The organism is Leucobacter luti (assembly GCF_019464495.1).
Classification (GTDB): Bacteria; Actinomycetota; Actinomycetes; order Actinomycetales; family Microbacteriaceae; genus Leucobacter; species Leucobacter luti_A.
Window position 1 is genome coordinate 2,206,659 of record NZ_CP080492.1, and the last position, 23,724, is coordinate 2,230,382.

The window sequence follows — 23,724 nt, forward strand, 5'->3', positions numbered from 1 at the left end:
ACCGCTTCCAGCGCCCGAAGTGGACGAGGGCGCCCGACCTCTTTGCGGGGGGGGGGGGGCTCGACCAGGGCAGAGGGAGTAGTGACCAGATCATCGATGAGCAGCGTCGGCACGTTTCCGGAGGGGGACAGAGCAATCCAATGACTGCTGCGCATGTGGCACCCGGGAGTGATGTCACGACATGTGCTCTGGAGCGCCAATTTGGCCGCAGATCCGGCCTTGACGATCACGAGGGGCTCCCTGGCGTCGGCCGTCAAGAGCATAAACACTCCAACGCCCACTTTGAATGACTGCCAGTTGGGTTGAACGGATCCTCCAAGATAACGCCCGGGAGCGCGTCGGCCCTCGCCCGGACTCTCTCCGGCAAATTCTCGCCGTCCATGTGGTCTCCTGAGTCTCGGCGGTACACCTCCCAATAGAGGCGAGTGTACGCATCAGGTCTGACATTGGAGAAGAAGCGGCTCCGGTTCGAGTGGTCCAGTGATCAACCTCAAGTGGTGCTCGCTGCCCCGGTGTCGTGAGTTGCTCGTGCGCGATACGGATGCGCAAATCTCTCGATGCGCAGCACCGCGCTGAGCAGTTCTGGGAACCGGGCAGCAACACCTCGTCGAGGAAGGCGATCAAACGCCCGCGCTACGTCAGGAAGGGCGCGATGCTTTCCAGCCATGAGCCACGCGAGTGCGTTCAACAGTGCGGCGGGGTGCGTGTCGAGCGCGCTATGACCGTTCGTGATTGGCACCAGCACTGCGTCGGGCGCTGCACGAGCGAGTGATTCGGCGATTGCCGGCGGCGTGCGAAGATCCCGGGATCCGGAAAGTAAGACAAGTGGCCAGGATGCTGAGGCCATCGTGACCTCGAGGTTGCGTGGCTCTCCGCTGAAAGGTGGAAAGTGGCTCGCTAATTGCGCGTAGGTGAGTGCCGGATCAAGCGGCAGCCCGTCCGGGCGGCCGCCGTAGCCGAGTTCCCGGAACGCAAGAGCGCCGACCAGATCGAACTCGTAGATCCCCGGAAGCCTTGTCATCGAGGCGTCGCGTGTTGCGTATGCCTCAAGCATTCGCCACGTTGCAGAGCGTGGCGAGCGCATCCGCTGTTGAATGAGCGGCACCAGGAGTTCATCTCCGCCCAGCTCATACGCCGCGCGGGTGACATCCAACAAGATGCGCGCGTCGATCCCCGTTGAGCTGAGGCGTTGCACGGCGTTCGAACTTGCGTTCCCGGCATTCCAAAGACGCTGCCGAATCGCGGCGCGCTCGATTTCCAGGTGCTCGGCGGACTGCAATGCTGAGTCAAGCAGCATGCCCGCGACCCGCTCCGGGTAGAGCGCGCCGAAGGTCGAGGCGAGGTAGCTCCCATAGGAGGACCCCACGATATGCGCGAGCGGTACCCGCTCCCGCTCAAGGACTGCTGCGATATCGTCGGCGACCTCATCGACTCGCAGCGCAGGCAAGGGCAGGTCGTGTCCGGAGATATCTCGTCGCGATAGCCCGACTCCGCGGTGCTCAACCATGATGAGATCGAGCCCGCGTGTGGCGGCGAGCCTTCGCAGCGTGCCGTAGGGAAGCACCGACCCGAGGCCGGGGCCTCCTGGGATCACAACAGCTGGGAGCAGGCCGGGTCTCTGTGAGCGGGGACCGATTCTCACGTAGGCCAAATCGAAGGCCGGGGTGGTCGAGGTTGCCTCCCTATGAAGAAAGCGTAGTCCTGGCGCCCGCCTCGCGAGTGCGGCGCTCGCTCGCTCGCTCGCTCCTACCTTGAAGCCCCTTCTCATCAGTGTGCGCTGATGGTGTCGTGCTGGGACTGAGTCGATTGCGTCTTCCTGTCGAGGATCCAGTGGACAGTGACTGCCGCGAGCGCCGCCAAGCCGGCACCCACGAGCGTGAAGGCGAACCGCTCCGCATCGAGGAGGAGCGTACTGATGCCGCGTGAGTTCATCAACACTACCGAGATCGTGAGGAAAAGGCTGTACTCCCAGTACGGTTTGTGGATGACGAGGAAGGTGAGACAGAGCCAGAGCGCCGGGAATGCCAGCACTTGCAGTACCGGGTCTGGGATCCCGAAGAGTGCCATGAGCGCTACTGCTGCGAACCCCGCGAACGTGCCCATGAGTCGGCCGAGCATACGCTTGGGGGTGAGGAGCTGTGTGGGATCGGCGAGGACATACAGCGTCAGTGTTACCCAGACCCAGTGGGATTTCACTCCCGTCGTGGTGCCGAGCAGCATTACCAGGGCAGATATAAGGCCGAGCACAGTGCCGTACAGTACCGGTACGCGCGGATCGGGCACGCTGAGCGCCGCGAGTTCACGCTTGCCCAATGCGAGATGCAAGACAAGGATCGCCCAGGCACCGGTGGCGTTTACCACCACTAGCACGCCGATGAAGTAGGCCGCGTCGAACGCGGGAGGAGCGGAGAAGAGCGGGGGCGGGCTCATCATGAAATACGGCACGAGAATGGGGAGTTGCAGTACGGCCTTGCCAACGCCTCTCCGTGCAGCAAGGCCGTAGGCCACTCCGAGTAGGAGCAGGATTGCCGCGAGCACTACCGGGTTCTCGCGAAGCATGATGGCGACTACCCCAAGCACTGAGAGCGAGAGTACGACGGCGGCACCGATTCGTGGACCACCGCTGATCCAACCAAATGTTGCGGCGAGGACCCCGAAAAACGCAACGCCGAAAACTCCGGGAACAGCGAGCGAGGCAAGAGCAATTGGGGCTGCGATGATCAGCAGTCCGGCGAGGACCTTGAGCCCGAGGACTGCATGCTGTCGCTGGACTACTGACCTCGCGGGTGTCGAAGCGACACCCTTCGCACCTTGCATACTCGCTCCCTAGTTGTGGTGAGTGACAGTGCAACCGGAAACGGAACAGCGATGAGCGCCGCTACGCACGCTGCAGGTGAACGGCTTCAAGTGCTTCACGGTCCTCTGGCGTCATCCCGGCGATGGGTTCCCCGTTCCACACGATGTCGTCTCCCAGCGCTGCGAGTAGCTCGGTGCGGGAGCCGTGGCTGAGTTTCGCGCCATGGATCAGTGTGGCAGGGCTCCACATCATCGCGACTGAATCGTGCCATCCGGCACCGACGTCCCTCACCGACAGAAGGTCGTGCAAAGTGTCTTTGAGGTGAGCGATCGGCTGCGCAAAGGCGTCCGCGACAACTGCGAGCGCGACCTGACGCTCGACTCCGGGAGCCACGACCACCGGTTCGGCGACGTCCCCCGTGAGCGCGCGAGCGAATTCCCCAGCTCCGAGCAGGATCACACCGTTTGTGGGGCGCGGATTGCACTCGATGGCATAGAGATTCCCGTCGTTATTGACGAAGTCGAAGGAAAGCTGACCAGTAAATCCGGTATCAAGTGTGTCGATGATTTGCTGGGTATAGGCAAGCGTTTCGGTGCTATCGACCGAGAGGAACGTGATTCCGGTGCTGTGTCCCCACTGCTCAGGCACACTGTATGTGCAGTGGGAGGTGACTCTGCCGTCCACGATCGTGCTGTAGGTGCACAACATCGGGCCATCCACGAATGGTTGCACGAGCCAAGGCTGCTCAAGGGTCGGGTGACACTCGGATACGTTCATCTTGCCAGCGAGCGGACCGGTGTTTGTCAGCAGCCCCACACCTCCTCGGGAGAATGCCGCCCGGGCGAAGTACCTCGGCGTGCGTTGAATTGCAGCGTATAGCTCGGTTTCGCTGGAGACCACCACAGTCTCCGGGACTGGGACATTCGCTTCGATGACGAGCCGTTTGAAGCTCGCCTTGTCGTGCAAGCGAGCGAGCTTTTCGAAGCTCCCGGCATAGAGCTTGACCCCAGGAGGGAGATCGTGCGCTCGGGCTGATAGGTAGAACACTTCCTCGAAGGTGGGGATGATCAGCTCTATGCGGTGTGTGATGACAAGTGCCGAGATGTCCGCGATGAACTGGTCGGTTTCGAATCGAGGCGACGCAGTGATCGCATGCCCAGTGAGGTACTTCGAGTGGTTGCCGACTGCGCCCTGGTAGGTGTCGCTTGCGAAGACAGTGTGACCTGAGCTCCCGAGCTTTCGGATGATATCGAGCGCAAAGGTGTTTCGTGAACTCGTGACAAGTACCCGCATGTACATTCCTTCCCCATTGATGGAATACCTGTTCAGACCCTATCGCTTTCCCACAAGCTGCGGGGGTGAACTTTCGGCGGGGTACTTCCTATGTGATCGGTCTGAGCGACTCTGTCATCGGTGTGGCCATCCTCCCCGTGATGCACCTTACGGGGCGGGTCAGATCCCAGATAAACCCGCACATTCTTCCACGGGTCATTGCCTACTTGGCGTTCCTTGCTCTCCTCGTCGCCCCGTTCTTCGCTGCAGGAACGGCGGTGCTGTGGTTCATCGACGCCGCTGAGTGCGGCGTCATGTGACTAGGGGTTCACGCTCAGGCGCGACGAGCCTCAATGAGGACAACGAGACTCGTGTCATTTGGGGTGCAGCCTGCTGACAAGAGGAGATCAACGAATTGTCTGTGCGTGCACAGAACTGAGCTGTGGAGATCCAATATCTCAGTTGAGAGATCACGTAGCTTCATTCCGTAATTTGCGCTGAACCGAATTTCCGCACTATATTTTTTGACCCTACCTATGCCAGGATCAGACAAGGGGCCACGAAGACGTGGCCACAGGGGCCTAGGCAGGGGAAGTGCTTGTGTTGACGGCAAATGCAGCGCGCAGCTTTCACGCTCCGAAGAGCGTTCAGCCTCGGAGCGATGCTCGAATCAAGTACGTCCAGGGCCAGACTCGGTCGCAGGCAGTGAGCTCACCCACTGACCGGACCCGACTCGTCTCGGAGAAATATGAGTCTGTCGCTCGTTGTCTCTCGACGGCCCCGACAATTCAATCGGGCCCGGAATTTTTTGTTCTTCCCGCGGCTACGAATCAATCGTTGACACATGTCTTGCAATGCTGCAGCCACTCACACGTGAACGTCCGCGTGAGCGGCTGCAGCAGCGAGTTCGCGTGCACCGTGGTCTCGGTTCCGCCAGAGGGGCAAGCATGGACACCCAGACGCGGCGGTCACGAGCCCGGGAGATGTCGCGGCCTGTTCACCCGTTCGTCGAGGCGCGCATGTCACTCTGATCCCGTCACCCTTTCCTGAGTAAGCCCGAACATCAAGAAATGAGGATATCTTGTCTGAATTGTACCGAAACGCGACTGAGCAGTCCGACTCTGCAGAGCTGCAGATTAGCCCCGTCTTTGCTCGGCCGGGTGAAGCCACCAGCCTGCCGAAGTTCAAGATGCCTGACGGCATGATGTCGGGAGATACTGCGTATCAGATCATTCATGACGAGGCGATGCTGGATGGGAATTCTCGACTCAATCTCGCCACGTTCGTCTCCACCTGGATGGACGACAACGCGCAGAAGCTCTATCTCGAGGCTGCTGACAAGAACATGATCGACAAGGACGAGTATCCTGCGACAGCAGCGATCGAGGATCGATGCTGGCGGATGCTGGCGGACCTCTGGAACGTTCCAGATGCCGCGGACACAATCGGCACTTCGACGATCGGCTCGTCCGAGGCCTGCATGCTCGGTGGACTCGCCCTGAAGCGCCTCTGGCAGGAACGCCGCCGGGCCGCAGGCAAGGCAACGGACCGCCCGAACCTGGTGCTGTCGGCCGGAGTACAGGTCGTGTGGGAGAAGTTCTGCAACTACTGGGATGTCGAAGCGCGCTACGTTCCAGTGACTGAGGAACACCTGGTGCTGGATGGATACGAGCTCGAAAAGTACGTGGACGAGCACACGATCGGGGTGGTTGCTATCCTCGGCCAGACGTACACGGGCCTCTACGAACCCGTGAGAGCGATTGCGGCGAAGCTCGATCAGATCGAGGCTGAGACCGGTCTCGACGTGAAAATCCATGTCGACGGTGCCTCCGGAGCGATGGTGGCCCCGTTCTGCCAGCCTGAACTTGAATGGGACTTCACGGTCGCACGCGTCAATTCCATCAGCACCTCGGGCCACAAGTACGGTCTCGTCTACCCGGGCGTGGGGTGGGTGGTCTGGCGGAATACGGCGGCCTGCCCAGAGAGCCTCATCTTCCACGTCAGCTACCTCGGCGGAGACATGCCCACGCTGGCGCTCAACTTCTCGCGCCCGGGCGCGCAGGTGCTGCTGCAGTATTACCAGTTCCTGCGGTTGGGGCGGGAGGGGTACCGGGAAGTGCAGCAAGGGTCGATCGACGTCGCGACGTATCTCTCGTCCGAGATCGGAGCAATGGAACCGTTCGAACTCATCAGCAGAGGCGACACAATTCCCGTGTTCGCGTGGAAGCTCACACCGGGCGAGCGCAACTGGGATCTCTACGACCTTGCGGATCGGCTTCGCATGCGTGGCTGGTTGGTCCCCGCGTATCCCATGCCGGACAACCTTGCCGACCTCGTCGTTCAGCGCATTGTGGTGCGTATGGGACTCAGCCGAGACCTCGCCGAACTGCTCCTCGCCGCAATCACCGAAGAAGTCGCGTTCCTCGAGAATCTTGAGGCGCCCATCCCCCGTGAGAAGCAACGCAAGAGCTTCACTCACTAAGCGCAGATCGTCGGGCGCCGAAGCGCCGGTGAGTCTGCGTCCTCTACGCGTTCATCGGGCTTCGGCGTTCAGCCCGCCATTGAAACCGCTTCCACTTCGTGCCCCATTCTCGAACCGACCTGGGGCGAACTCTCATCAGCGTCACCCTGACGGTTGGAACATATGACCCAGCAACAGATCATCGAATCGCCTCGAGTGCCCGTTCCCTTTCTTGCTCCCACCGTGACGAAGCAGAGCTGGTCGTTCATGATCGGATCTGCGCTGTTCGCTGGTGGCACTGCCATCAGCATCTGGGATCTGGGCAGTGCCAATCTGACCAATATTCTCTGCTTCATCGGTGCGTGGTTCTTCACGGCAGCAGGCCTGATGCAGGTCATCTTGAGTGGAAACGCAAGCGTGCCAGTGGACTATGGCGCAGGAAAGATGTTCCGGGCGGTCTGGCTTGCAGCTGCGATCCAGAGCTTCGGCACCATCATGTTTAACATCAGCACGAGCGCGGCCCTCACCGCGAAAACAGTGCGGGCCGAAGAACGTCTCGTGTGGAATCCCGACGCTGGGGGTTCCGTTGCGTTTCTCATCAGTGCCGTCTTCGTCTACGTCGCCTACTACCGGGAACACGGTCGCATTTGGGAGCCGCGAGATTCTGGGTGGTGGGGAGCCCAAATCAACATGATCGGCTGCATCGCGTTCGCTGTTTCAGCAGTCGGTGCTTTCGTTCGAACGAACGGTTCCACGGCTGACACGGCGCTCGCGAACTGGGGAACGTTCATCGGAGCCATTTGCTTCTTCTTGGCATCGATGATCGTGCTGCCTCAGCTCAGATGGAATCGACACACGCCATGAGCAACCACTCTGGTCTTTCATGCTGGCCCCGAAACGGTTTTACACGCCGTGGCACACCTGCCTCGGTGACGGAAAACACACCCTAGAAAGGACGTGCAACCAATATGTGCACACGAGTTGTTTGGCCTGACGCAAACGGATCGGTCATTGTCGGCCGAAACATGGATTTTCATATGGACCTCTTGACCAACCTGTGGAAGTATCCGCGAGGAATCGAGCGCACCGACGGCGTACACGGCACTCTCGCTTGGAAAGCAACATACGGCAGCATCGTCGCGACCGCGTTCGACCTTGTTGCGACCGACGGCATGAACGAAGAGGGCTTCGCCGGGCACATCCTGTGGTTGGCCGAGTCAGATTATGGGAAGCCCGAGGCTTCAGCAACTCAGCTCAGCCAGGCCATTTGGCTCCAGTATTACCTGGACAACTTTGCGACTGTTGCGGAGGCTGTCGCCTGGACGAACGACACACAGGTGGAAATTGCTCAGCTGTTCGATCCGACTGGCCACCTGGTGCCGACCCTGCATCTCGCAATCAACGATGCGACGGGGGACTCCGCGATCATTGAATACACCGATGGCAAGCCACAGGTCTACCACAGCCGTGACTATAAGGTCATGACAAACTCACCGACTTTCGACAAGCAGCTGGAACTCGTCACGCAATTCGACGGCCTCGGCGGAGACAAATCTCTTCCCGGGTCCACTCTTGCCAGCGATCGTTTCGCTCGGGCCTCCTACTACGTTGAACACCAGGTGCAGCCGAAAACCCAGGTCGACGCGATCGCGGCGATGTTCAGCATCATCCGGAATGCCGCGCAGCCGTTTCGAACTCCCGAGCCCGGGAAACCAGACGCATCTCAGACGATCTGGCAAGTCGTGCTCGACCTGACGAACAAACGCTACGTCTTCGAATCCACCACTCGGCCAGGAGTCGTGTGGGTGAATCTCGACGAGCTCAGTTTCTCCGAGGGATCGAAGGTGCTCAGGCTTGACCTTGTGAGCCGCCTCATGCTGGAGGGCGGACTTGCTGGCAACGTCAGCCACAGCTTCTCCGATGTGGGAGAAGCAGCCACCCAGGTCTTGGCAACCGGCACCCAGGCGCTTGAGTTCGTCGCCAAGAAACAAGACGAGTTCGCTGAAATTCAGAAAGTTGTTCAGAAGCTCGTGGGCGCGAAGAAGTAGTTCACCTGGAGTCTCGTGGGCACCCGTGCCCTCGCGGGTGCCCACGAGACTCACGATTCCGCTGCAATCCTCTTGTCTGTGTTTTGGTGCGGGAGGGACTTTTTTGGAGGCCGAGCTTCCACTCAAGGAGTTGAGATGTTTGTCGGTTCACTGCCTGTTCTCGGAGTACTCCTCGCGCTGCTGTCAGCAGCGATCCTGTCCGTCGGGAATCTGTGGCAAAGCCGTGGAGTCAATCTCGCCGCCGAGCGGGCTCCTCACGACGCGTCATTCATGCGGCTCCTCAAAACCCCCATTTGGCTGGGCGGAACAGCGCTGTTCGGACTTGCGATCCTCGTGCAGATGGGCAGCCTCGCGCTCGCCCCGCTGATCGTGGTGCAGCCGATCGGGGTTGCGGCGCTGGTGTTCACGACTCTGCTCACCACCAGGGCTACGGGCAAGAAACCGACGCGGGCTGTTGTCACCGCGATCATCACTTCCCTGACAGGCGTGACGGTATTCGTGAGCGTCGCCGCGCTTGTCAGCCGCCAGAAACCGATTGGCGATCAGCAGCTCATTGAGATGATGACGACGCTTGCGGCGGTGCTCATTGTATCGATCGTGGTCATGTTCGCGGGCAAGCGTGGGAGCGGTTCCCCGTTGCTCTACGTGGTCTTGGGGGGCGTCTATTCTGGGTTCGTTGCGACCCTGGGTAAGACTGTGATGTTGAGGGTCGAGGCGATGTTTCAGGGAGGTCACTTTGAGTTCGGCTCAGAGGGCCTCCTCACCCTGTTGTGCCTTCTCGGAATCGGGATCGCCTCAATACTGTCCATCTACTTTGTCCAGTATTCACACACGTGCAACCCACCGGACGTCGTCATTGCTGGCCTCACCGTGATTGATCCCGCGCTGGCGGTCGTCCTGGGCATCACGATTTTGCAAGAAGCTGCGGGCGCTCCGATGTGGTCAGTGTTTGCGTTTGTGCTCGCAGGAGCCGTTGCGGTTATCGGAGTGTTCCGCTTAGCAAAGGCTGAGGACACAGACGCCAACGAACATGATGCTACGGCCGTGAGTCTGAGCGAGTAATGTTGCGGTGCCAAACGGCTCCAGGTGGCATACTGCCTGGGAGGCTGCCCTCAGCAAATCCTCTCCACAGCGTGGCCAGCTTTACGGCGGCACCCACTCCTCACCCGTGAAGTCGGCGAAGCCATGCTTCGCCGATCCACCGTGTCTTGGGTGGATGAGATGAATCATTGGACTGTGAAGAACCTCATTCGAGAGGTGCTTCCAGGGTCAGCGGCCTCGGGGATGCAGCCGGCTGAACGCTCACATGAGTTTGGTTGACTCGAGCGCTCGAGTGAGATTCCCATTTATCTTGAGGACTGGCAGCCGCAAGAGCAAACCGATCAGCAGCGCCGGGACGAGGAAGAGCGCGAGCTGCCCCAGGGCGATCCAGTAGTCGCCCTCGTAAATGCCCGCGATCGCAGCGCGCACGGCATTTGTGGCGTGAGTGACGGGGAGCCATGGGCTCATACTCTGGAACCATTGGGGCAGCACCGATAACGGGTAGGCCCCGCCGCCAGCCGAGATCTGTACGACCAAGAGGAAAACGGCGAGCGCTTTTCCGGCTTCTCCGAATGACAACACCAGCGTGTAGGTGAGTAGCGAGAACACGAGCGACATTACCCATCCCGCCAGCAGAAGCAGGAAGGGGTGGACCGGACGCACACCGACAAATCCCATGAGCCCGAGGTAGAGAAGCGAGCTTTGGAGGATGCCAAGCACCGCAAAGATGCCAAATCTCCCGAAATACTCTTGAGTTTTCGAGAAAGATCCTCTGGCGGGCAGCGTCCCTGGCGAGACGTCAGTGCGGATGAGGACTGACAGTAGCAGAGCGCCGACCCAGAGACCCAGAACGGTGTAGAACGGGGCCATTTGGGCACCGAATGTGTCGACCCGGTAGACCGGAATGCGTTCAAGGCCAACTGGGCTTGTCAGTTCGCCAGCGAGCACAGAAGGGTTGTTGCCAATCAAAGCGGAGACCTTGGAAAAGTCTCCGCTTTGGGCAGCTTGTCCTAACGCCTGGGCGAGAGCTACGAAACGACTTGACGCATCGCGTAGATCTGCCGCAATGGTCGCCGTCGTTTCCTCCGCTTGAGTGAGGAATGCGAGCAGCGAGGACGATCCGCCAGATAGAGAACGAGCCGCGGAAACGAGGTCATCGCCGACCCGACCAAATCCCGTGTTTACCTCGGAGAGGGAACTCGCGAGCTGGTCGAGCCGAGGCTTGAGGGCCCCGTCGTAGGAGTTGTAGGCACTATTCACTGCAGCACGCGCGGTCTCGGCGAGCGCGATGACCTCATCGCGAGTTCCGCCGAGTCCCGAGTTGGCTTCGCTGAGTTTGGTCACCGCGTCATCGACTCGTTGCCGCAGCCCCTCCTGCCGGGTGATTGCGGTTTCGAGATCAGTGATGACCTGCTCAAGTGCGGCTTTGAGCTTCGGGTCCGAGGTCGCGGCGGCTTGGGACTTCAGCTGGTCCAGCAGCTTCTGATGCTGCTCGATACGCACCGAGACATCTGCGCTGGCCGAAGTGAGTACCGCTGTTGCCTGTTGTGACTGGCCAACGAACGTGGAGTCGAGAGCTGAGATCTGGTCAATGAGAGAGGTATAACTCGTGGAGGTCTTGTTGAGAGCCTCCGAGATAGCCGCATTGGTGCTGGTCAGCACTGATTCCAGTGAGTGCGCTGCGCTGGCGCCTTCTCCGATCGCATTCGAGGCGCTCCCTACCGAAGTGAGCGAAGCGTCGGTCAATGACGAGGCGCTACTGACAAGTGCTTTGCTCGAAGCGAGGAGTGAACTAAACATCTCAAGCGTGGCCGCGCCAGAATCGAGCGTTGTCGCGGCGGTCTGTGCGCTGGTTTGCACACGCGTGAGCGCGGCACGCGACTCTTCATCGCCTGCGCGGTCTGCGAGAGAGGAAATGAGCGCGAGCCCGACGTCGTTCAGTGTCTTGGTGAATGTTGAATTGATGGTTGTTGAGACTTCAGTCGCAGCTTCATCGGTGATCTTCGGGGAGAGCGCATTCTTTTTTTCATTGGTGTAGTAGTCGATGTTTGCGGGCTCCGCGCCGGGAGAAAGAAACGTCATCATGTCCCGGCTAAAAGATGGAGGCAGGACGAGCGCTGCGTAGTATTCCCCCGATTTCGTGCCCGCTATGGCTTGGGCTTCGGATGTGAATGCCCAATCCAGATCAGTGTTCGCGCGAAGATTTGAGACGACCTGCTCGCCCACGTTGATTTTCAACGAGAACAGGTCACTCGTGTATCCATGATCGGCGTTCGCGACCGCGACCTTCAAGCTCTTAACGTTTCCGAATGGGTCCCAACTAGACAGGACGTTGAACCAGCCAAAGAAGGACGGCAGCACGACGACCCCGAATAGTACGACGATGGCAATGGCGTTTCGTCGCACGCGGCGAATGTCTGTGGCAAAGATATGCGCAATGTTTCTCATGTGATTCAGACCTGCTCTTCGAGCTTGTCGAGTTGCGCGTTCGAGTGGATGGCCCGTTCTTCTTGGGCCAGTCTCGACTGCAACTCCTGTGCCTGTAGCGATCCCACCTGAGTGGCGAATGCGATGTTTTGTTTCACGTACTCAAGGGTCACGACCAGCGCGATCACGAGCAGACAGAGCACTCCCCACAGGGCCAAGACCGTCGCTTTGGCCTCGGGGATGACCCAAGCCAAACACGCGAGCAGTGCAGTTGTCACTACGGCACTCAAGAGCGCGATCCGCATGATCGAGAGATGATGGTCCGCAAACCACTGCGCTTGTCCGGCAACCTTTGTTCGGAAAGCCTGCCGGTCTGTGAGGGCTTGCACGAGTTGCGTCAGCCTGCGGCGTGACCCGAGCACCTGGACGTTCTCGCTTACGAATAGATTGGTGTCACTCAGCCTGCGGTTGAATAGCCGGGAGAAGTTTCCAAGCCGCTGACGGAAGAACAAACCGAGGACAAACGACAGCGCAGCGAAGAGTCCGAGCACCGCGGTGAACTTCCAGTAGTCGCCGCCGTAGAATCCGCCGACCGTCTCGCGGAGCGCATCGATTCCGTACGTAAACGGAAAGAATGGGAACAGTGCTTGGAAAAAGCTCGGCATCATTTGGATTGGATAGATGCCTGATGCGCCTGGAATCTGCATGATCACCAGGAGGATGATGAGGCCCTTGCCCACGTAGCCGAACGATACCGCGAGTGAGTAAATCAACGCCATATAGACGAAGCCGATGAAAACGCTGGTTGCCACGAAAGCAACTGCACTCGCCATCTGCACGCCAATCACAACGTTTCCGACACTCACCAGCAACGCTTGGAAGAAATTGATGAATGCGAGCAGCATCCATCGGCCAAAGTAAGCTTGCCGGACCGTGAGCCCGTCGATGCCCTCTGTGTCGACTTCCTGTCGGAGAAGCACCACGAGCACAAATGCGGCGATCCACAGCGAGAGATTCGTGAAGAGGGGGGCCATCGCGGATCCGTACGTCGCAACCGAAAACACGACCTTTTCTTTGACTTGCACCGGGGATGCCATGAACTCGGCGATCTGCCCAGGGTTGAGCCCACTCATCGCTTCGACCTGCTTGAGGACGTCGGCAGAGCTGAGTGCTCCAACGTCAGCTTGAACGCTGCGCAAATTTGCTTCGACTCCGGCAAGGCTCGTGTCGAGAGCCGTATTCGCTGAGTTGGCTTGTTCGAGTTGGGTCTCGAAGGCGTCGAGTAAACCCGCGGCCTCTGAGACCAACGACTTTTGGGAATCCAGCGCCGCAGAGAAACTACCGGCGCTGGTCGAGAGTGCATTCATTGAGCGGTTCACTTCGGGAAGGGTGTGCACGATTACGTCTCGAACCGAACCCGCTGCAGAAGCACTCTCGCGAACAGCGATGTTCAACGCGCTAGCCGAGCCGAGGATATCCTGGGTGACCCCCGAGACATCGGAGTTCAGCTGGCTCAGCTGCTGCAGAAGCACGGTATCTGCGCTGTTGCGTTCTTGAAGGCTGGCGATCGCGTCCGCAATGTGTTGGCGCAGTGGATCCGTCGGTGAGAGCGCGTCTTGGAGCTGCTGCAGCTCGGAAATTGCTTGCCTCGTTGCGGCGATTACTGCATTTGCATCATTGAGCGCAGTGGTGATTTCGCCATTGGCTTGCGTGGCTCCGGCGGCGAGAGTTGAGAGTCGTTCATTCAGTTTTGCGGAAATCTCAGTCAGCTGAGCTGCACCCGTGGTGTAGGAATCCGTCACTGCACTCGTGAAATCGGCAACCCCGCTCTGTGTCTCAGCGGCGATCCCTTGTGCCTCACCGATTGCGAGTCGCACATTTCCGATTACGTCGTCGAGATTGACGAGCGCGGCCCGGGCATCTTCCATCGCAACTTCTCCAAGAGAGAGGCTCTCCTGGATATCTGCGATTCCCGACCTGGCTGCTGAGACTTGGGCGGTTGCGCGAGACAGCGTGTTGAGTGACTGGGTTTGCGCTCCGAGTAAGTCACTACCAATCTTGTCGCCAGCTTCCTGAAAAGACGTAGTAACGGTCTGAGAAACCGTGGAGACAAATGTTGAATTGATTTTTGTTTCAAGGGTGGTAGCGCCGACGTCAGTGATCTTTGGAGCAATGGCGTTGGCCTTTTCATTGACGAAATACTCGAGCTTGGGCCGAACGAAGTCGCCTGTCGTCAGACTGAGAAGATCTTTGCTGAACTGCTTTGGGATGACGATGGTGGCGTAAACATCGCCAGATTTCACCGCTCGCATCCCTGCATCGAGACCCATGAATTGCCAACCGAGCTGGTCATTCTCCTTGAGCTGAGCCACCACCTGCGTCCCGACGTCCAAGCTGCCGGTGAGGGGCGATGAGGCACCCGTGTCGAGATTGACGACAGCTACTCGCACGTCTTTGGTGTCGCCGTATGGATCCCAGAAGGCAACGATATTGAGCCATGCGTAGAGCGAGGGGATGATAATTATGCCGATGAGTATGAGGAGCGCTTGTGGCACGCGCAGAATCCTTTGGAGGTCGCGACTCGCAACCTTCAATGAGTTGTTCACACGCGTCCCCCCGCTGATATGTCTGCACCCCAATGTGCATCCCCGAATGAAGTAAACGCATTCGAAGTCAAACCCAATTCATATTTAATCATGTGCCAGGGAAGACCGCCTCTCGCGGACAGGAAAAGCAAGGTATTCACAAAGCATGCATTTGCTTTCGCTCCCTTGGAGTTCCAGAAGCGGGAGACCACGTTCTTCCAGGAGGACGGGCTGCACCTGGCCCAGGGCCAGCCAAAGGAGATGGTGGGCCGGGCAGTGAGTGGGGTGCTTTCGCTGGGCCTCTGGCCCGGTGGGTAAGAGCTGCCACTCGAGAAGGAGTCCGTGTCTCCGCACAGGCCGGCACACATCGCGTGTCGCACGGGTGCTCGTGGTTGATGCCCTGGATTGAGAGAATCGGAAGCTGCTCTGCGAGACGCGAGAGCGCCCGACTCGTGAATCATGGGGCCGGGTGTGCGCTGAGCGCGCAGACGGATTCCGCTGAGCCCCGAGCCCGCAATCGCGGCGTCAGTGTGCGTGAGGGCCGGATCTGAGCCGTGCAAGTGTGGGGACGCGCCAGAGCTTCGCGCCGGCGGCAACGGCAAGACCCGCGGCGGTTCCTGCCGAGCAGATCAGAATCGCGAGCGAGGTGCTGAAGTGCTCGGCGAGTGTGCCTCCGAGGAGCGCGCCGACGGGAGTGCCGCCCCAGGCGATCATTCTGGCGATTGTGTTGACTCGCGACTGCAGGTGCTCTGGGGCGAGTGACTGGCGCACGATGATGCCGTTCATGATGGAGAGCGTGGTCGCTGCCTGGAAGAACACGAGTATGACGAGTCCTACGTTGACGGAGGTTGTGGCGGCCCATGCGAGCTGAGCCAGCCAGCTGATGCTGAGGGCCAGGATCGTGATCCAACCGGTGGGGAGCGCGCGCTGGATGCGGGAGATGGTGAGACTGATGATCAGCGCGCCGAGCGCGCTCGCTGAGTAGAGCAGGCCGAGTTTCGGATCATGTTCTGTGAGGGTGAATTGCCGAAGCCCGACGATGATCATCAGTCCGAGCATCGCTCCCGCTGAGATGCTGGCGCCTGCTCCGATTATCGTGAGCCAGCGCACGATCCTCGTGCGCCAGATGTACTGCAATCCCTCCCCGATGTCGTCCCACAGCGCCTGTGCGCTGAGTGGTGTGGGTGGGGTGAGGCGTGCCGGTTGCCAGTGCACGCGGGCGGTGACGCCAGCGGCGATGAGGTAAGCGGCGGCGTCGATTGAGAGTGCCCAGGCAGGCCCAATGGCGGCCGCCAGTGCGCCGCCTGCGGCGGGGCCGAGCAGCGTGATGACGGTGTTGCACGCGACCATGTTTGCGGTCGCCGAGGGGATGCGGTCTCGGCCGACAAGCTCTGGCAGCGCGCCGAAGCCGGCGGCGTCGAAGAACACAAACAGCGTGGACATGGTGAGGGCGGTGAGGAAGACATGGGGCACGGTCAAGCTGTGGAGCGCGGCGGCAGCGGGGATCGTTGCCAGGGTGAGCCCGCTGAAGGCCCCTGTCACGATGAGCACCCGTTTCCGATTCCAGCGGTCGGCTAGGGCGCCTGCGACAAGCCCGAGCGCGAGGTACGGGATTGCCTCGACTGCGGTGAGCAGCCCCGTGAGCGCCGGGCTTCCTGTGATCTGAAACATGAGGAGCGGCAGGGCGACGAGCGTGATCGCGTTCCCTGCCCAGGAGATGGTGCGGGCGGTGAGAAAGAGGCGAAATGCCGGGAGCGCAAGCGCGCGATCGTCCATGGTCGACGCCTCTCGCAGTGTCTATGGGGTGGTTCCGAGCGAGTCGCTGGACCGCGCGAAGTTCTTGTGGTGCGCAGCGAGATCATTCTCAGTATAGGATACTGATAATCATTCTCAACAACCAGGTCATCGGGCCTCAGTTTGGAGGCCCTCTTGGGGACACGCTCAGCACCCCGGCGAGCAGTGTGTGCATCACCGCGCCGATTCCGCATACTTACCGTGGGGCTGCTCGGACTGTTGGCAGCCACGCTCATCGCGTCAGTGAGCCTGGGCGCGGTCACGGTGCCTGTGGACGTCGTATGGACTGCGGTTGCAGGCCATCTCGGGGTCCCCGGAGTCCACAGCGACCCCATCAGCGATCAGATCGTGTGGACGGTGCGCGTCCCCCGTGCCCTGCTGGGCGCGCTCGTCGGGGCGGGGCTCGCGATTTCAGGAGTCGTCATTCAGGCCGTCGTGCGAAACCCGCTGGGTGATCCCTATCTGATCGGCATCATGCCGGGTGCGTCCCTCGGCGCGGTGAGTGTCATCGTGCTCGGGGCGTCTGCCGTTGGCGGGGTCGGGCTCTCCGGTGCTGCATTCGCTGGTGCGATGCTGGCGTTCGCGGTGGTGTTCCTACTGGGCCGCCACAATGGGCAGTGGCCACCTGCTCGTCTCGTGCTGGCCGGTGTTGCCGTCGGGTACCTCATCTCCTCGGTGACGTTCTTCCTGCAGACGATTGCGACGCCGAATCAGGTCCAGCGGGTACTGTTCTGGAGCTTGGGGAGCGTCGCAGGTGCGAGCTGGGAGGATCTCGTGACCCTCTCGGTCGTGGTGCTCGCCGGGAGCCTGTTCCTTGCTCTCAATGGGTCTCGCCTGAACGCTCTCTCGGCGGACACTGAACTCACCGCCACGCTCGGCATCAACGTCGCACGATTCCAGTTGCTCCTCATGCTGGTGGTCGCGCTCGTGACGGGCTCTATCGTGGCCGTGGCCGGGGGCATTGGGTTCGTGGGGCTGGTGATCCCGCACATCGCCAGACTCCTCGTGGGGGCCGATCATCGACGCGTGCTCATCATTTCGCTCCTCCTCGGAGCGGTGTTCCTGCCGCTCGCGGATATCGCTGCCCGGTTGCTGCGTGCGCCCGCCGAACTTCCGATCGGCGTCATCACGGCCGCAGTCGGCGCACCGTTCTTCCTGTGGCTGCTGGTCGCCGGGTCTGGCAGGCGCACGCGCACGCGCGTCACACGGCAGGGGCGGTCACCTCGTGCGATCGAGCCAGCTCCTCCGCCTCGCTGGGCGCAGGGGCGCAGTGCTCGGCATTACACCGCAGTGCTCCGCGGGCAGGATTTGCCCCGGCGCCGCGGGCTACGAGGAGGCGAGCGATGAGAGTGGTAGCGGAAGACGTCACCGTTGAGGTCGACGGGATTCGCATCATCAACGACGTCACCATGGATGCCCCGTCCGGGAGCGTTGTCGCGCTGGTAGGACCGAACGGTTCTGGGAAGTCGACGCTCCTCCGTGCGGTGTACCGCAGCCTCCGTCCGGCAGGCGGCACCATCTGGATTGATGGCGACGATGTCTGGGGCCTCTCCGCACGGGCCTCATCGATGCGCACGGCTGTCGTGCTGCAAGATGATTCCCCTGAGTTCGAGTTCACCGTGAGAGAGGTCGTGGCGTTGGGCCGAGTCCCGCACCGGCGGGCGTTCGAGCGCGTCTCGAAGGCGGACCGGGTCGCCATCGACGAGGCACTCACGCGTGCCGGGGTGTCCGAGTTGCAAGATCGCACAGTCGCGACGCTCTCAGGCGGGGAGCGCCAACGGGTGTACCTCGCCCGGGCACTCGCACAGCAGACTCCCGTGTTGGTCCTCGATGAGCCCACGAATCACCTCGACCTCCTCGCACAGACCGAACTCCTCGAACTGCTCGTCGATCTGCCGGCGACGGTCGTCATCGCCCTGCACGATCTCAACCTCGCCGCAACCTACAGCGACCGCGTCGTGGTCCTGACTCGGGGGCGTGTAGCCGCAGCCGGACCGCCCGAAACGATCCTCACTCCGGAACTCATCGAAGCCACATACGGCGTCCGAGCCGCAGTTGGCACGAACGCCATCACCGGTCGACGCGTGCTGCACTTCGGCCCAGCTCTCCGCCACCGAGGCCAGCACCACGCTGACGCTTCTCACGCTCCTGATCCTTCACTCAGCACAGAAAGCACACCGCTATGAACCGACTCACGCGCACACTCAGCATCACCGCTGCCAGCCTGCTCGCGCTCACCCTTGCCGCGTGCACCGGCAGCCCCCGCCCAGAGGATGCAGCTGCTCACGGAGCAGACGGGTATCCCGTGACCGTCACGAGTTGCGGCACGGACTACACCTACGATCGCGCCCCCGAACGGGTGCTGCTCGGGGCTCCGGGCATCGTGCGCACGCTCGACGCGCTGGGGGTCGCCGACAGCGCAATCGGCTACACGCTCTCCGACTATGCCGTCGAAGGCCTCGACGAGTTTCCCAACCTCACCGTCACCTCTGCGGACTACACGCCATCACGCGAGTTTCTGATCTCAGCTCAACCGGACCTCTTCCTGTCCAACGATGAACAGCAGCTTCTCGGCGACGGCGCCGCGAGCGTGGACGATCTCGGTGCCATCCCCGCCAACCTCTATGTCCTGGGCGACTACTGTGTCGACGCGCCTGCACAGTCCACTCTCGATGTCGTGTACGACGACATCGAGCATCTCGGCGCCATCTACAACGTTCCTGACTCCGCTGCATCCCTCGTTGAGGAGCTGAAAGCCCGCGTTACCGCGGCCACCGCGCCACTCTCCTTCGAGGCAGATTTCACAGCTGGTGCAGTCACCATCTTTGACGGGAAAGTGTACGCGCTGGGCGGCAGCTACTATGCCGCGATCCTCCATGCACTCGGACTCACCAACGGTTTTGCCGACCTCGATTCGAACTGGTCCGAAATCACGCCTGAGGCTGTCCTCGCGTCGGACCTCGACGTCATCCTCGTGACCTCTCCTGAGGCGGACGCCACTGGTGCCGTCGAAGCAGCGAGTGAGCTCTTCGCCAACGCCCCCGCGGCGCAGCATGGGCGCATTGTCGCGATCGATGACACCGCATTCCAGTCAGTTGGCGTCGCGATTGTCGACGTCATTGAAGAGACCGCCGCACAGCTCGCCGTTCGCTGAGCGTTGCCCCGTGAGCGGGCGGAGCCGTACTGGGAACTCCGCCCGCCGCCGGTGCCAGGCTCAGCGAGGGGCGCGGGCGATCTCCGGGGCGTGGAGAGCGGTGACGATCTCATCAAGAGCACGGCGGAGTTGGAGGTCAGTGGGGGCACCGTAGCCGAACACAATGCCGTTGCGCCGGGAACTGGTGCCCTCGTGGGAATACTGGTGAAGAGACACGAGCTGAATCCCGCGTTCCGCGAGACGTGCCACCACCAGACCTGCCTCGGGAGCGCCCTCCCATGAGATCGTGGCGTGCAGCCCGCCTTCGGTGCCGTCGAGCCTGAAACGGGGCGCAAGGTGGGAGGACGCCTCGAGCACCAGGTTCCGCCGGTGCGCATATGCTCGGCCCGTCCTCACGAGGTGGCGTCGAAGGCCCCCGCTCTCCAGGAAGCGCGCGAGCGCGAGCTGCAGCATCCCGGACACGGGCTGCCCGAGCGCTTCCCGCAGGTGAATGGCTCGTGCGCGCAGATCAGGGTCAGCTATGACGAGGTAGCCGCAACGGAGCCAGGGGGTGAGAGTTTTGGAATAGCTGCCGATCAAGACGACTCGGCCTTCCCGATCAAGCGATGCGATTGCGGGGAGCGGGGGCGCGCCGTGCCGGAACTCGCTGTCATAGTCGTCCTCGAGAATGCGCGCACCGGTTTCGCTCGCCCATGCGAGAAGTTCCAGGCGAGCAGTGACGGGCAGCCTGCCCCCGAGCGGGTACTGGTGGCTCGGAGTGATGAGCGCTCCGTCGAACCTTCCGCGTGCAAGCTTCAGCGCCTGAATGTCCATGCCCCCGTTGCGCACCGGAATCGGGACGGGAATTGCGCCTGACGCTGTGATTACGCGTCGCGCAGCAGGATAGCCAGGATTCTCCGTCGCGATGCGCAGGCCAGATGCCCCTCCGCTCTGGCTGTTGAGTACCAGCGCGAGTCCGTCACTCGTGCCCGCGGTCACAATGATGTGCTCGGCAGCGCAGTCGATTCCGCGGGCGCTGCGCAGATGCTGAGAGATCAGCTCCCGGAGGGCCGGGTCGCCGGCCGGCGGTGGGGGGAACGCGGGGAGGTCCTGTTTCAGCGCGTGGTTCCAGGCGGCGGCCCAGTCCCGATTCCTGTGAAAACTCGTGTCAGGGCTCCCCGGAGACAAATTGATCGTGCGGGGGTCAGAACTCGCCACGGCCGCTGCTGCGCCGCGCACCCGCCGCTCCGCCGCAGCCGGCCTCCCAGGAGCCGTATGCGTGCTCCTGCGGGCGGGGAGTCCCTCGGCGACATAGGTGCCTGATCCCGGAATGCAGGTCACGTACCCTTCGCCCGCAAGGTCTTCGTAGACCGAAACGACGGTGCTGCGCGACACCCGTACCGACTGGGCGAGCACGCGGGTGGAAGGCAGCGGATCGCCAGCCTGCACCTGTCCTGACAGCAGTGCAGCGCGCAAGAGCTCTGTGAGGTCCTCGCGCGCTCCTCGCCCGGGCGTCAGCGCTTCGGCGAGGATCAGATTCATCGGAAAAGGATGCCGCACACGTTCATGATACTGGTCTCGTGATATTGCCGGTTTCCGGTCTTTCAGACCAACCGGAAATGCTTCTACTGTCAGTGGTGACCGGAAGGCGCATTCGCCGCTCTCGCCCGGCTCCGGCCCGGACACACAGAAGGATCGGTAGGACCATGACCCGTGCCTCTTCGCTCGCTGTCCGCCCGCTCGCCCGCACTGACGAAGACCGGTGGCGACAGCTCTTCCGCGGCTACCGCGACTTCTACCTGCTGCAGGAAGACGAGTCAGTCGTATCCACGACGTGGGCCTGGCTGATCGCTCCCGCCCATGAGTGCAACGCCCTCGTCGCGGAGGCGGACGGTCAAATTCTCGGGATCGCGCACTACCGTGCGTTCCCGCGACCGTCGACCGGGACAGTGGGGATCTGGTTGGACGATCTGTTCACGGACCCAGACGCGCGCGGACGCGGCGTTGCTCGAGCGCTCATCGAGCGACTGACACGGATCGCGGGAGCGGAAGAACGCTCCGTGGTGCGATGGATCACCGCGAACGACAACGAACAAGCACAAGCGCTGTACGACCAGCTTGCGGTGCGCACGAACTGGGTGACGTATGACGCTGCGCCCGCGGCGGAACAGGCTTGGGATGGTGAGCAGCACCATGGTGCGCACTAACGAGTACGGTCAGCCGGTCGGGGAGCCTGTGCCGGGGTGGGTGCCAGCGCCCGTGCCGGAGGCGCCTCAGTTGGCTGGACGATACTGCCGGCTGGAAGTGCTCGACGTGGATCTGCACGCAGATCAACTCTACGAAGCGTACGCACAAGCACCCGACGATCGGGACTGGACCTACCTGGATACTGGCCCGTATCCGACGCGGGAATCCTACCGAGAGTGGGCGAAATCCGCCTCGACACGCACCGACCCCCGCCACTATGCGGTCATTGATGTCGCGGCAGGTGTAGCTGTAGGGACGCTTGCGCTGCTCAGGCATGACGCCGTGTCTGGAGTGATCGAAGTGGGGTGGGTGATGTTCTCCCCCAGGCTGCGGCGCACCCCGATCTCCACTGAAGCCCAATTTCTCCTCATGGCCTACGTGTTCGAGGAACTGGGGTACCGGCGCTACGAGTGGAAGTGCGACAGCCTCAACGAGCCCTCGAAAAACGCGGCGCTCAGGCTCGGCTTCCACTATGAAGGCACGTTCCGCAACAACGTTGTCTATAAGGGCCGCAACCGCGACACCGCGTGGTACTCCATCATCGCGCCTGAATGGCCGCGCCTGAAGGCCGGGTTTCTCGCGTGGCTGGAGCCGACGAACTTCGACGGAGGCGGTCAGCAACTCAGCAAGCTCCACTCGTCAGATGCGGACTCCTGCGCAGAATGAGACTGGCCGATCGCGGGGCGCTCGTTCTTGTCGCCCTGCTGTGGGGAGTGAACTTTGTTGCGGCAAAAGCCGCGCTTGGCGCATTCACACTGTGGGAACTGCGGGTGGTCACCTTTGGGGGAGCCGCCCTCATCCTCACGGTGATCGCAATCTGGAAGCGAACACCGCTCCGGCTGCAGCGCCGAGCCGACGTCGTGAGGTTGTTGATCGCGGGAGCGTTTGGAATCGGTGGATTTGGGGTGTTCTCGGCGCTTGCGCTCCTCCACACCACAGCGGGGCGCGCCACGATCTGTGTCTATACGATGCCGATCTGGGTGGTTCTCCTCGCCCGCGTCGTGCTCGCCGAACCGATCACGCGAGGGAAAGCGCTCTCCGTGAGCCTCGGAGGAGCAGGGCTCGCAGTTCTCGCATGGCCTCTCATCAGCGGCGGTGCATGGCTCGGGCCGCTTGCGGCTGTAGCCGCTGCGGTGAGCTGGGCGCTGGGCACGGTCTATCTCACACGCAGCAGGGTAGACGCGCCGCCGATCGTGATCACGACGTGGCAGCTCGTGGCTGCCACCGTGGTGTGCCTCGTGGGCCTCTTCCTCAGCCCCAGAGACACACCTCTTGTGATTGAGGGCACCGCTCTCCTGGGGCTGCTCTATAACATCCTGCTCGGGACGGTCGCAGCGTACCTGATCTGGTTTGGACTCTTGCGACGGATTCCTGCGGGTGCGGCGGGGATCGGAATGCTCCTTGTTCCCGTCTTCGGAGTTCTCGCGTCCGCTGCGTTTCTGGGGGAGACTCCCACGCTCCCAGATATTGGCGGGCTGGTGCTCATCTTCAGCGCCGCAGCGATCCCGCTCATCAGTCCTGATTCCCCCAGAGGTGAGGCGCCACCGCAGCACGGCCCGTGACTCGGTGGGGAGGAAATCGACTACCGCAGCGACGGTGGCGGACATGCGTGAGGCGTGAGTGTTTGAGCTGTTGAGCGAAAAGTGGGATGAGGACGACGCGGTGTTCGTCTCGGTTTGAGTCGGGCGGATAGTTCCCTAAGCACACGTATGAGACTGAGGCACAGCGTGGTTGTGTGCACACACTACGGCGGGGGAGTGAGCCAGGGGCACGTGCTGCACTGGCTGATGGATGGACCCACGTGCCGGCGCCGACCTGTGCGTGTTCGAGACGGCCCGGTGCCACAGCTGCGTGTTCGAAAGCCGTGGCCGCGGGTCACCCCTGCCAGGTGTCCTATGCGGATTGTGCGCGTGTGTCTG

Annotated in this window: 18 protein-coding genes; 11 read left to right on the forward strand and 7 right to left on the reverse strand. The window is 61.6% G+C overall.

Features of this window, described 5'->3' with window-relative positions; translation table 11 throughout:
* Nucleotides 1-490: 490 nt before the first annotated feature.
* The 3 genes from K1X41_RS09965 to K1X41_RS09975 form a co-directional block, all read right to left on the reverse strand.
* The gene (locus K1X41_RS09965; protein WP_258566431.1) at nt 491-1,642 is read right to left on the reverse strand and encodes an alpha/beta hydrolase; all 1,152 of its coding nucleotides are present in this window, start codon (nt 1,640-1,642) and stop codon (nt 491-493) included.
* Nucleotides 1,643-1,767: 125 nt separating this feature from the next.
* A complete protein-coding gene (locus K1X41_RS09970) occupies nt 1,768-2,817 on the reverse strand; it encodes an FUSC family protein (RefSeq protein ID WP_220174499.1) in 1,050 nt (349 codons plus the stop codon).
* Between the two features lie 61 nt (nt 2,818-2,878).
* The gene (locus K1X41_RS09975) at nt 2,879-4,090 is read right to left on the reverse strand and encodes an ATP-grasp domain-containing protein (protein WP_220174500.1); all 1,212 of its coding nucleotides are present in this window, start codon (nt 4,088-4,090) and stop codon (nt 2,879-2,881) included.
* Nucleotides 4,091-4,155: 65 nt separating this feature from the next.
* On the opposite strand from K1X41_RS09975, the gene K1X41_RS09980 reads away from it, so the two are divergent.
* The 5 genes from K1X41_RS09980 (at nt 4,156) to K1X41_RS10000 (ending at nt 9,640) form a co-directional block, all read left to right on the forward strand.
* Nucleotides 4,156-4,389, forward strand: a complete 234-nt coding sequence (locus tag K1X41_RS09980; protein WP_132201230.1) for a hypothetical protein — start codon at nt 4,156-4,158, stop codon at nt 4,387-4,389.
* A gap of 761 nt (nt 4,390-5,150) precedes the next feature.
* Nucleotides 5,151-6,551 carry a glutamate decarboxylase gene (locus K1X41_RS09985; protein ID WP_220174501.1) on the forward strand — a complete coding sequence of 467 codons (1,401 nt, stop codon included), beginning with the start codon at nt 5,151-5,153 and terminating at the stop codon, nt 6,549-6,551.
* A 162-nt stretch (nt 6,552-6,713) separates the two neighbouring features.
* Entirely contained in the window at nt 6,714-7,394 is a 681-nt protein-coding gene (locus K1X41_RS09990; protein WP_220174502.1) for a hypothetical protein, read from the forward strand.
* Between the two features lie 161 nt (nt 7,395-7,555).
* On the forward strand, nt 7,556-8,578 hold the full coding sequence (locus K1X41_RS09995; protein WP_258566432.1) for a linear amide C-N hydrolase: 1,023 nt from the start codon (nt 7,556-7,558) through the stop codon (nt 8,576-8,578).
* Nucleotides 8,579-8,713: 135 nt separating this feature from the next.
* The gene (locus tag K1X41_RS10000; RefSeq protein ID WP_132201222.1) at nt 8,714-9,640 is read left to right on the forward strand and encodes a DMT family protein; all 927 of its coding nucleotides are present in this window, start codon (nt 8,714-8,716) and stop codon (nt 9,638-9,640) included.
* Between the two features lie 240 nt (nt 9,641-9,880).
* Here K1X41_RS10000 and K1X41_RS10005 read toward each other — a convergent pair whose 3' ends face one another.
* The 3 genes from K1X41_RS10005 to K1X41_RS10015 all read right to left on the reverse strand — a co-directional run bounded on the left by K1X41_RS10005 (nt 9,881) and on the right by K1X41_RS10015 (nt 16,407).
* A complete protein-coding gene (locus K1X41_RS10005; protein WP_220174504.1) occupies nt 9,881-12,067 on the reverse strand; it encodes a YhgE/Pip domain-containing protein in 2,187 nt (728 codons plus the stop codon).
* 5 nt (nt 12,068-12,072) lie between these two features.
* Nucleotides 12,073-14,601 (reverse strand): YhgE/Pip domain-containing protein, encoded by a 2,529-nt coding sequence (locus K1X41_RS10010; protein WP_220174505.1) that lies wholly within the window; start codon nt 14,599-14,601, stop codon nt 12,073-12,075.
* Nucleotides 14,602-15,156: 555 nt separating this feature from the next.
* Entirely contained in the window at nt 15,157-16,407 is a 1,251-nt protein-coding gene (locus K1X41_RS10015) for an MFS transporter (protein ID WP_220174506.1), read from the reverse strand.
* A gap of 219 nt (nt 16,408-16,626) precedes the next feature.
* On the opposite strand from K1X41_RS10015, the gene K1X41_RS10020 reads away from it, so the two are divergent.
* Genes K1X41_RS10020 through K1X41_RS10030 form a run of 3 tightly spaced genes read left to right on the forward strand, consistent with a single transcriptional unit; the run spans nt 16,627 to nt 19,579 of the window.
* Nucleotides 16,627-17,772, forward strand: coding sequence for a FecCD family ABC transporter permease (locus K1X41_RS10020; protein ID WP_220174507.1), 1,146 nt, complete (start codon nt 16,627-16,629; stop codon nt 17,770-17,772).
* Nucleotides 17,769-18,611 (forward strand): ABC transporter ATP-binding protein, encoded by an 843-nt coding sequence (locus K1X41_RS10025; RefSeq protein ID WP_220174508.1) that lies wholly within the window; start codon nt 17,769-17,771, stop codon nt 18,609-18,611. Before K1X41_RS10020 ends, K1X41_RS10025 begins: the two co-directional genes overlap by 4 nt.
* Nucleotides 18,608-19,579, forward strand: coding sequence for an ABC transporter substrate-binding protein (locus K1X41_RS10030; RefSeq protein WP_220174509.1), 972 nt, complete (start codon nt 18,608-18,610; stop codon nt 19,577-19,579). The genes K1X41_RS10025 and K1X41_RS10030 overlap by 4 nt, the downstream gene beginning before the upstream one ends.
* A 60-nt stretch (nt 19,580-19,639) precedes the next feature.
* On the opposite strand, the gene pdxR is transcribed toward K1X41_RS10030, so the two are convergent.
* Nucleotides 19,640-21,100: a MocR-like pyridoxine biosynthesis transcription factor PdxR gene (gene pdxR, locus K1X41_RS10035; RefSeq protein WP_220174510.1), complete on the reverse strand. Its 1,461-nt coding sequence runs from the start codon at nt 21,098-21,100 to the stop codon at nt 19,640-19,642.
* 164 nt (nt 21,101-21,264) lie between these two features.
* On the opposite strand from pdxR, the gene K1X41_RS10040 reads away from it, so the two are divergent.
* The 3 genes from K1X41_RS10040 to K1X41_RS10050 are packed head-to-tail and all read left to right on the forward strand — an operon-like array spanning nt 21,265 to nt 23,367.
* The gene (locus K1X41_RS10040) at nt 21,265-21,765 is read left to right on the forward strand and encodes a GNAT family N-acetyltransferase (RefSeq protein WP_220174511.1); all 501 of its coding nucleotides are present in this window, start codon (nt 21,265-21,267) and stop codon (nt 21,763-21,765) included.
* Nucleotides 21,752-22,471: a GNAT family N-acetyltransferase gene (locus K1X41_RS10045; RefSeq protein WP_258566433.1), complete on the forward strand. Its 720-nt coding sequence runs from the start codon at nt 21,752-21,754 to the stop codon at nt 22,469-22,471. Before K1X41_RS10040 ends, K1X41_RS10045 begins: the two co-directional genes overlap by 14 nt.
* A complete protein-coding gene (locus K1X41_RS10050) occupies nt 22,468-23,367 on the forward strand; it encodes a DMT family transporter (protein WP_220174512.1) in 900 nt (299 codons plus the stop codon). The genes K1X41_RS10045 and K1X41_RS10050 overlap by 4 nt, the downstream gene beginning before the upstream one ends.
* Nucleotides 23,368-23,724 lie beyond the last annotated feature (357 nt).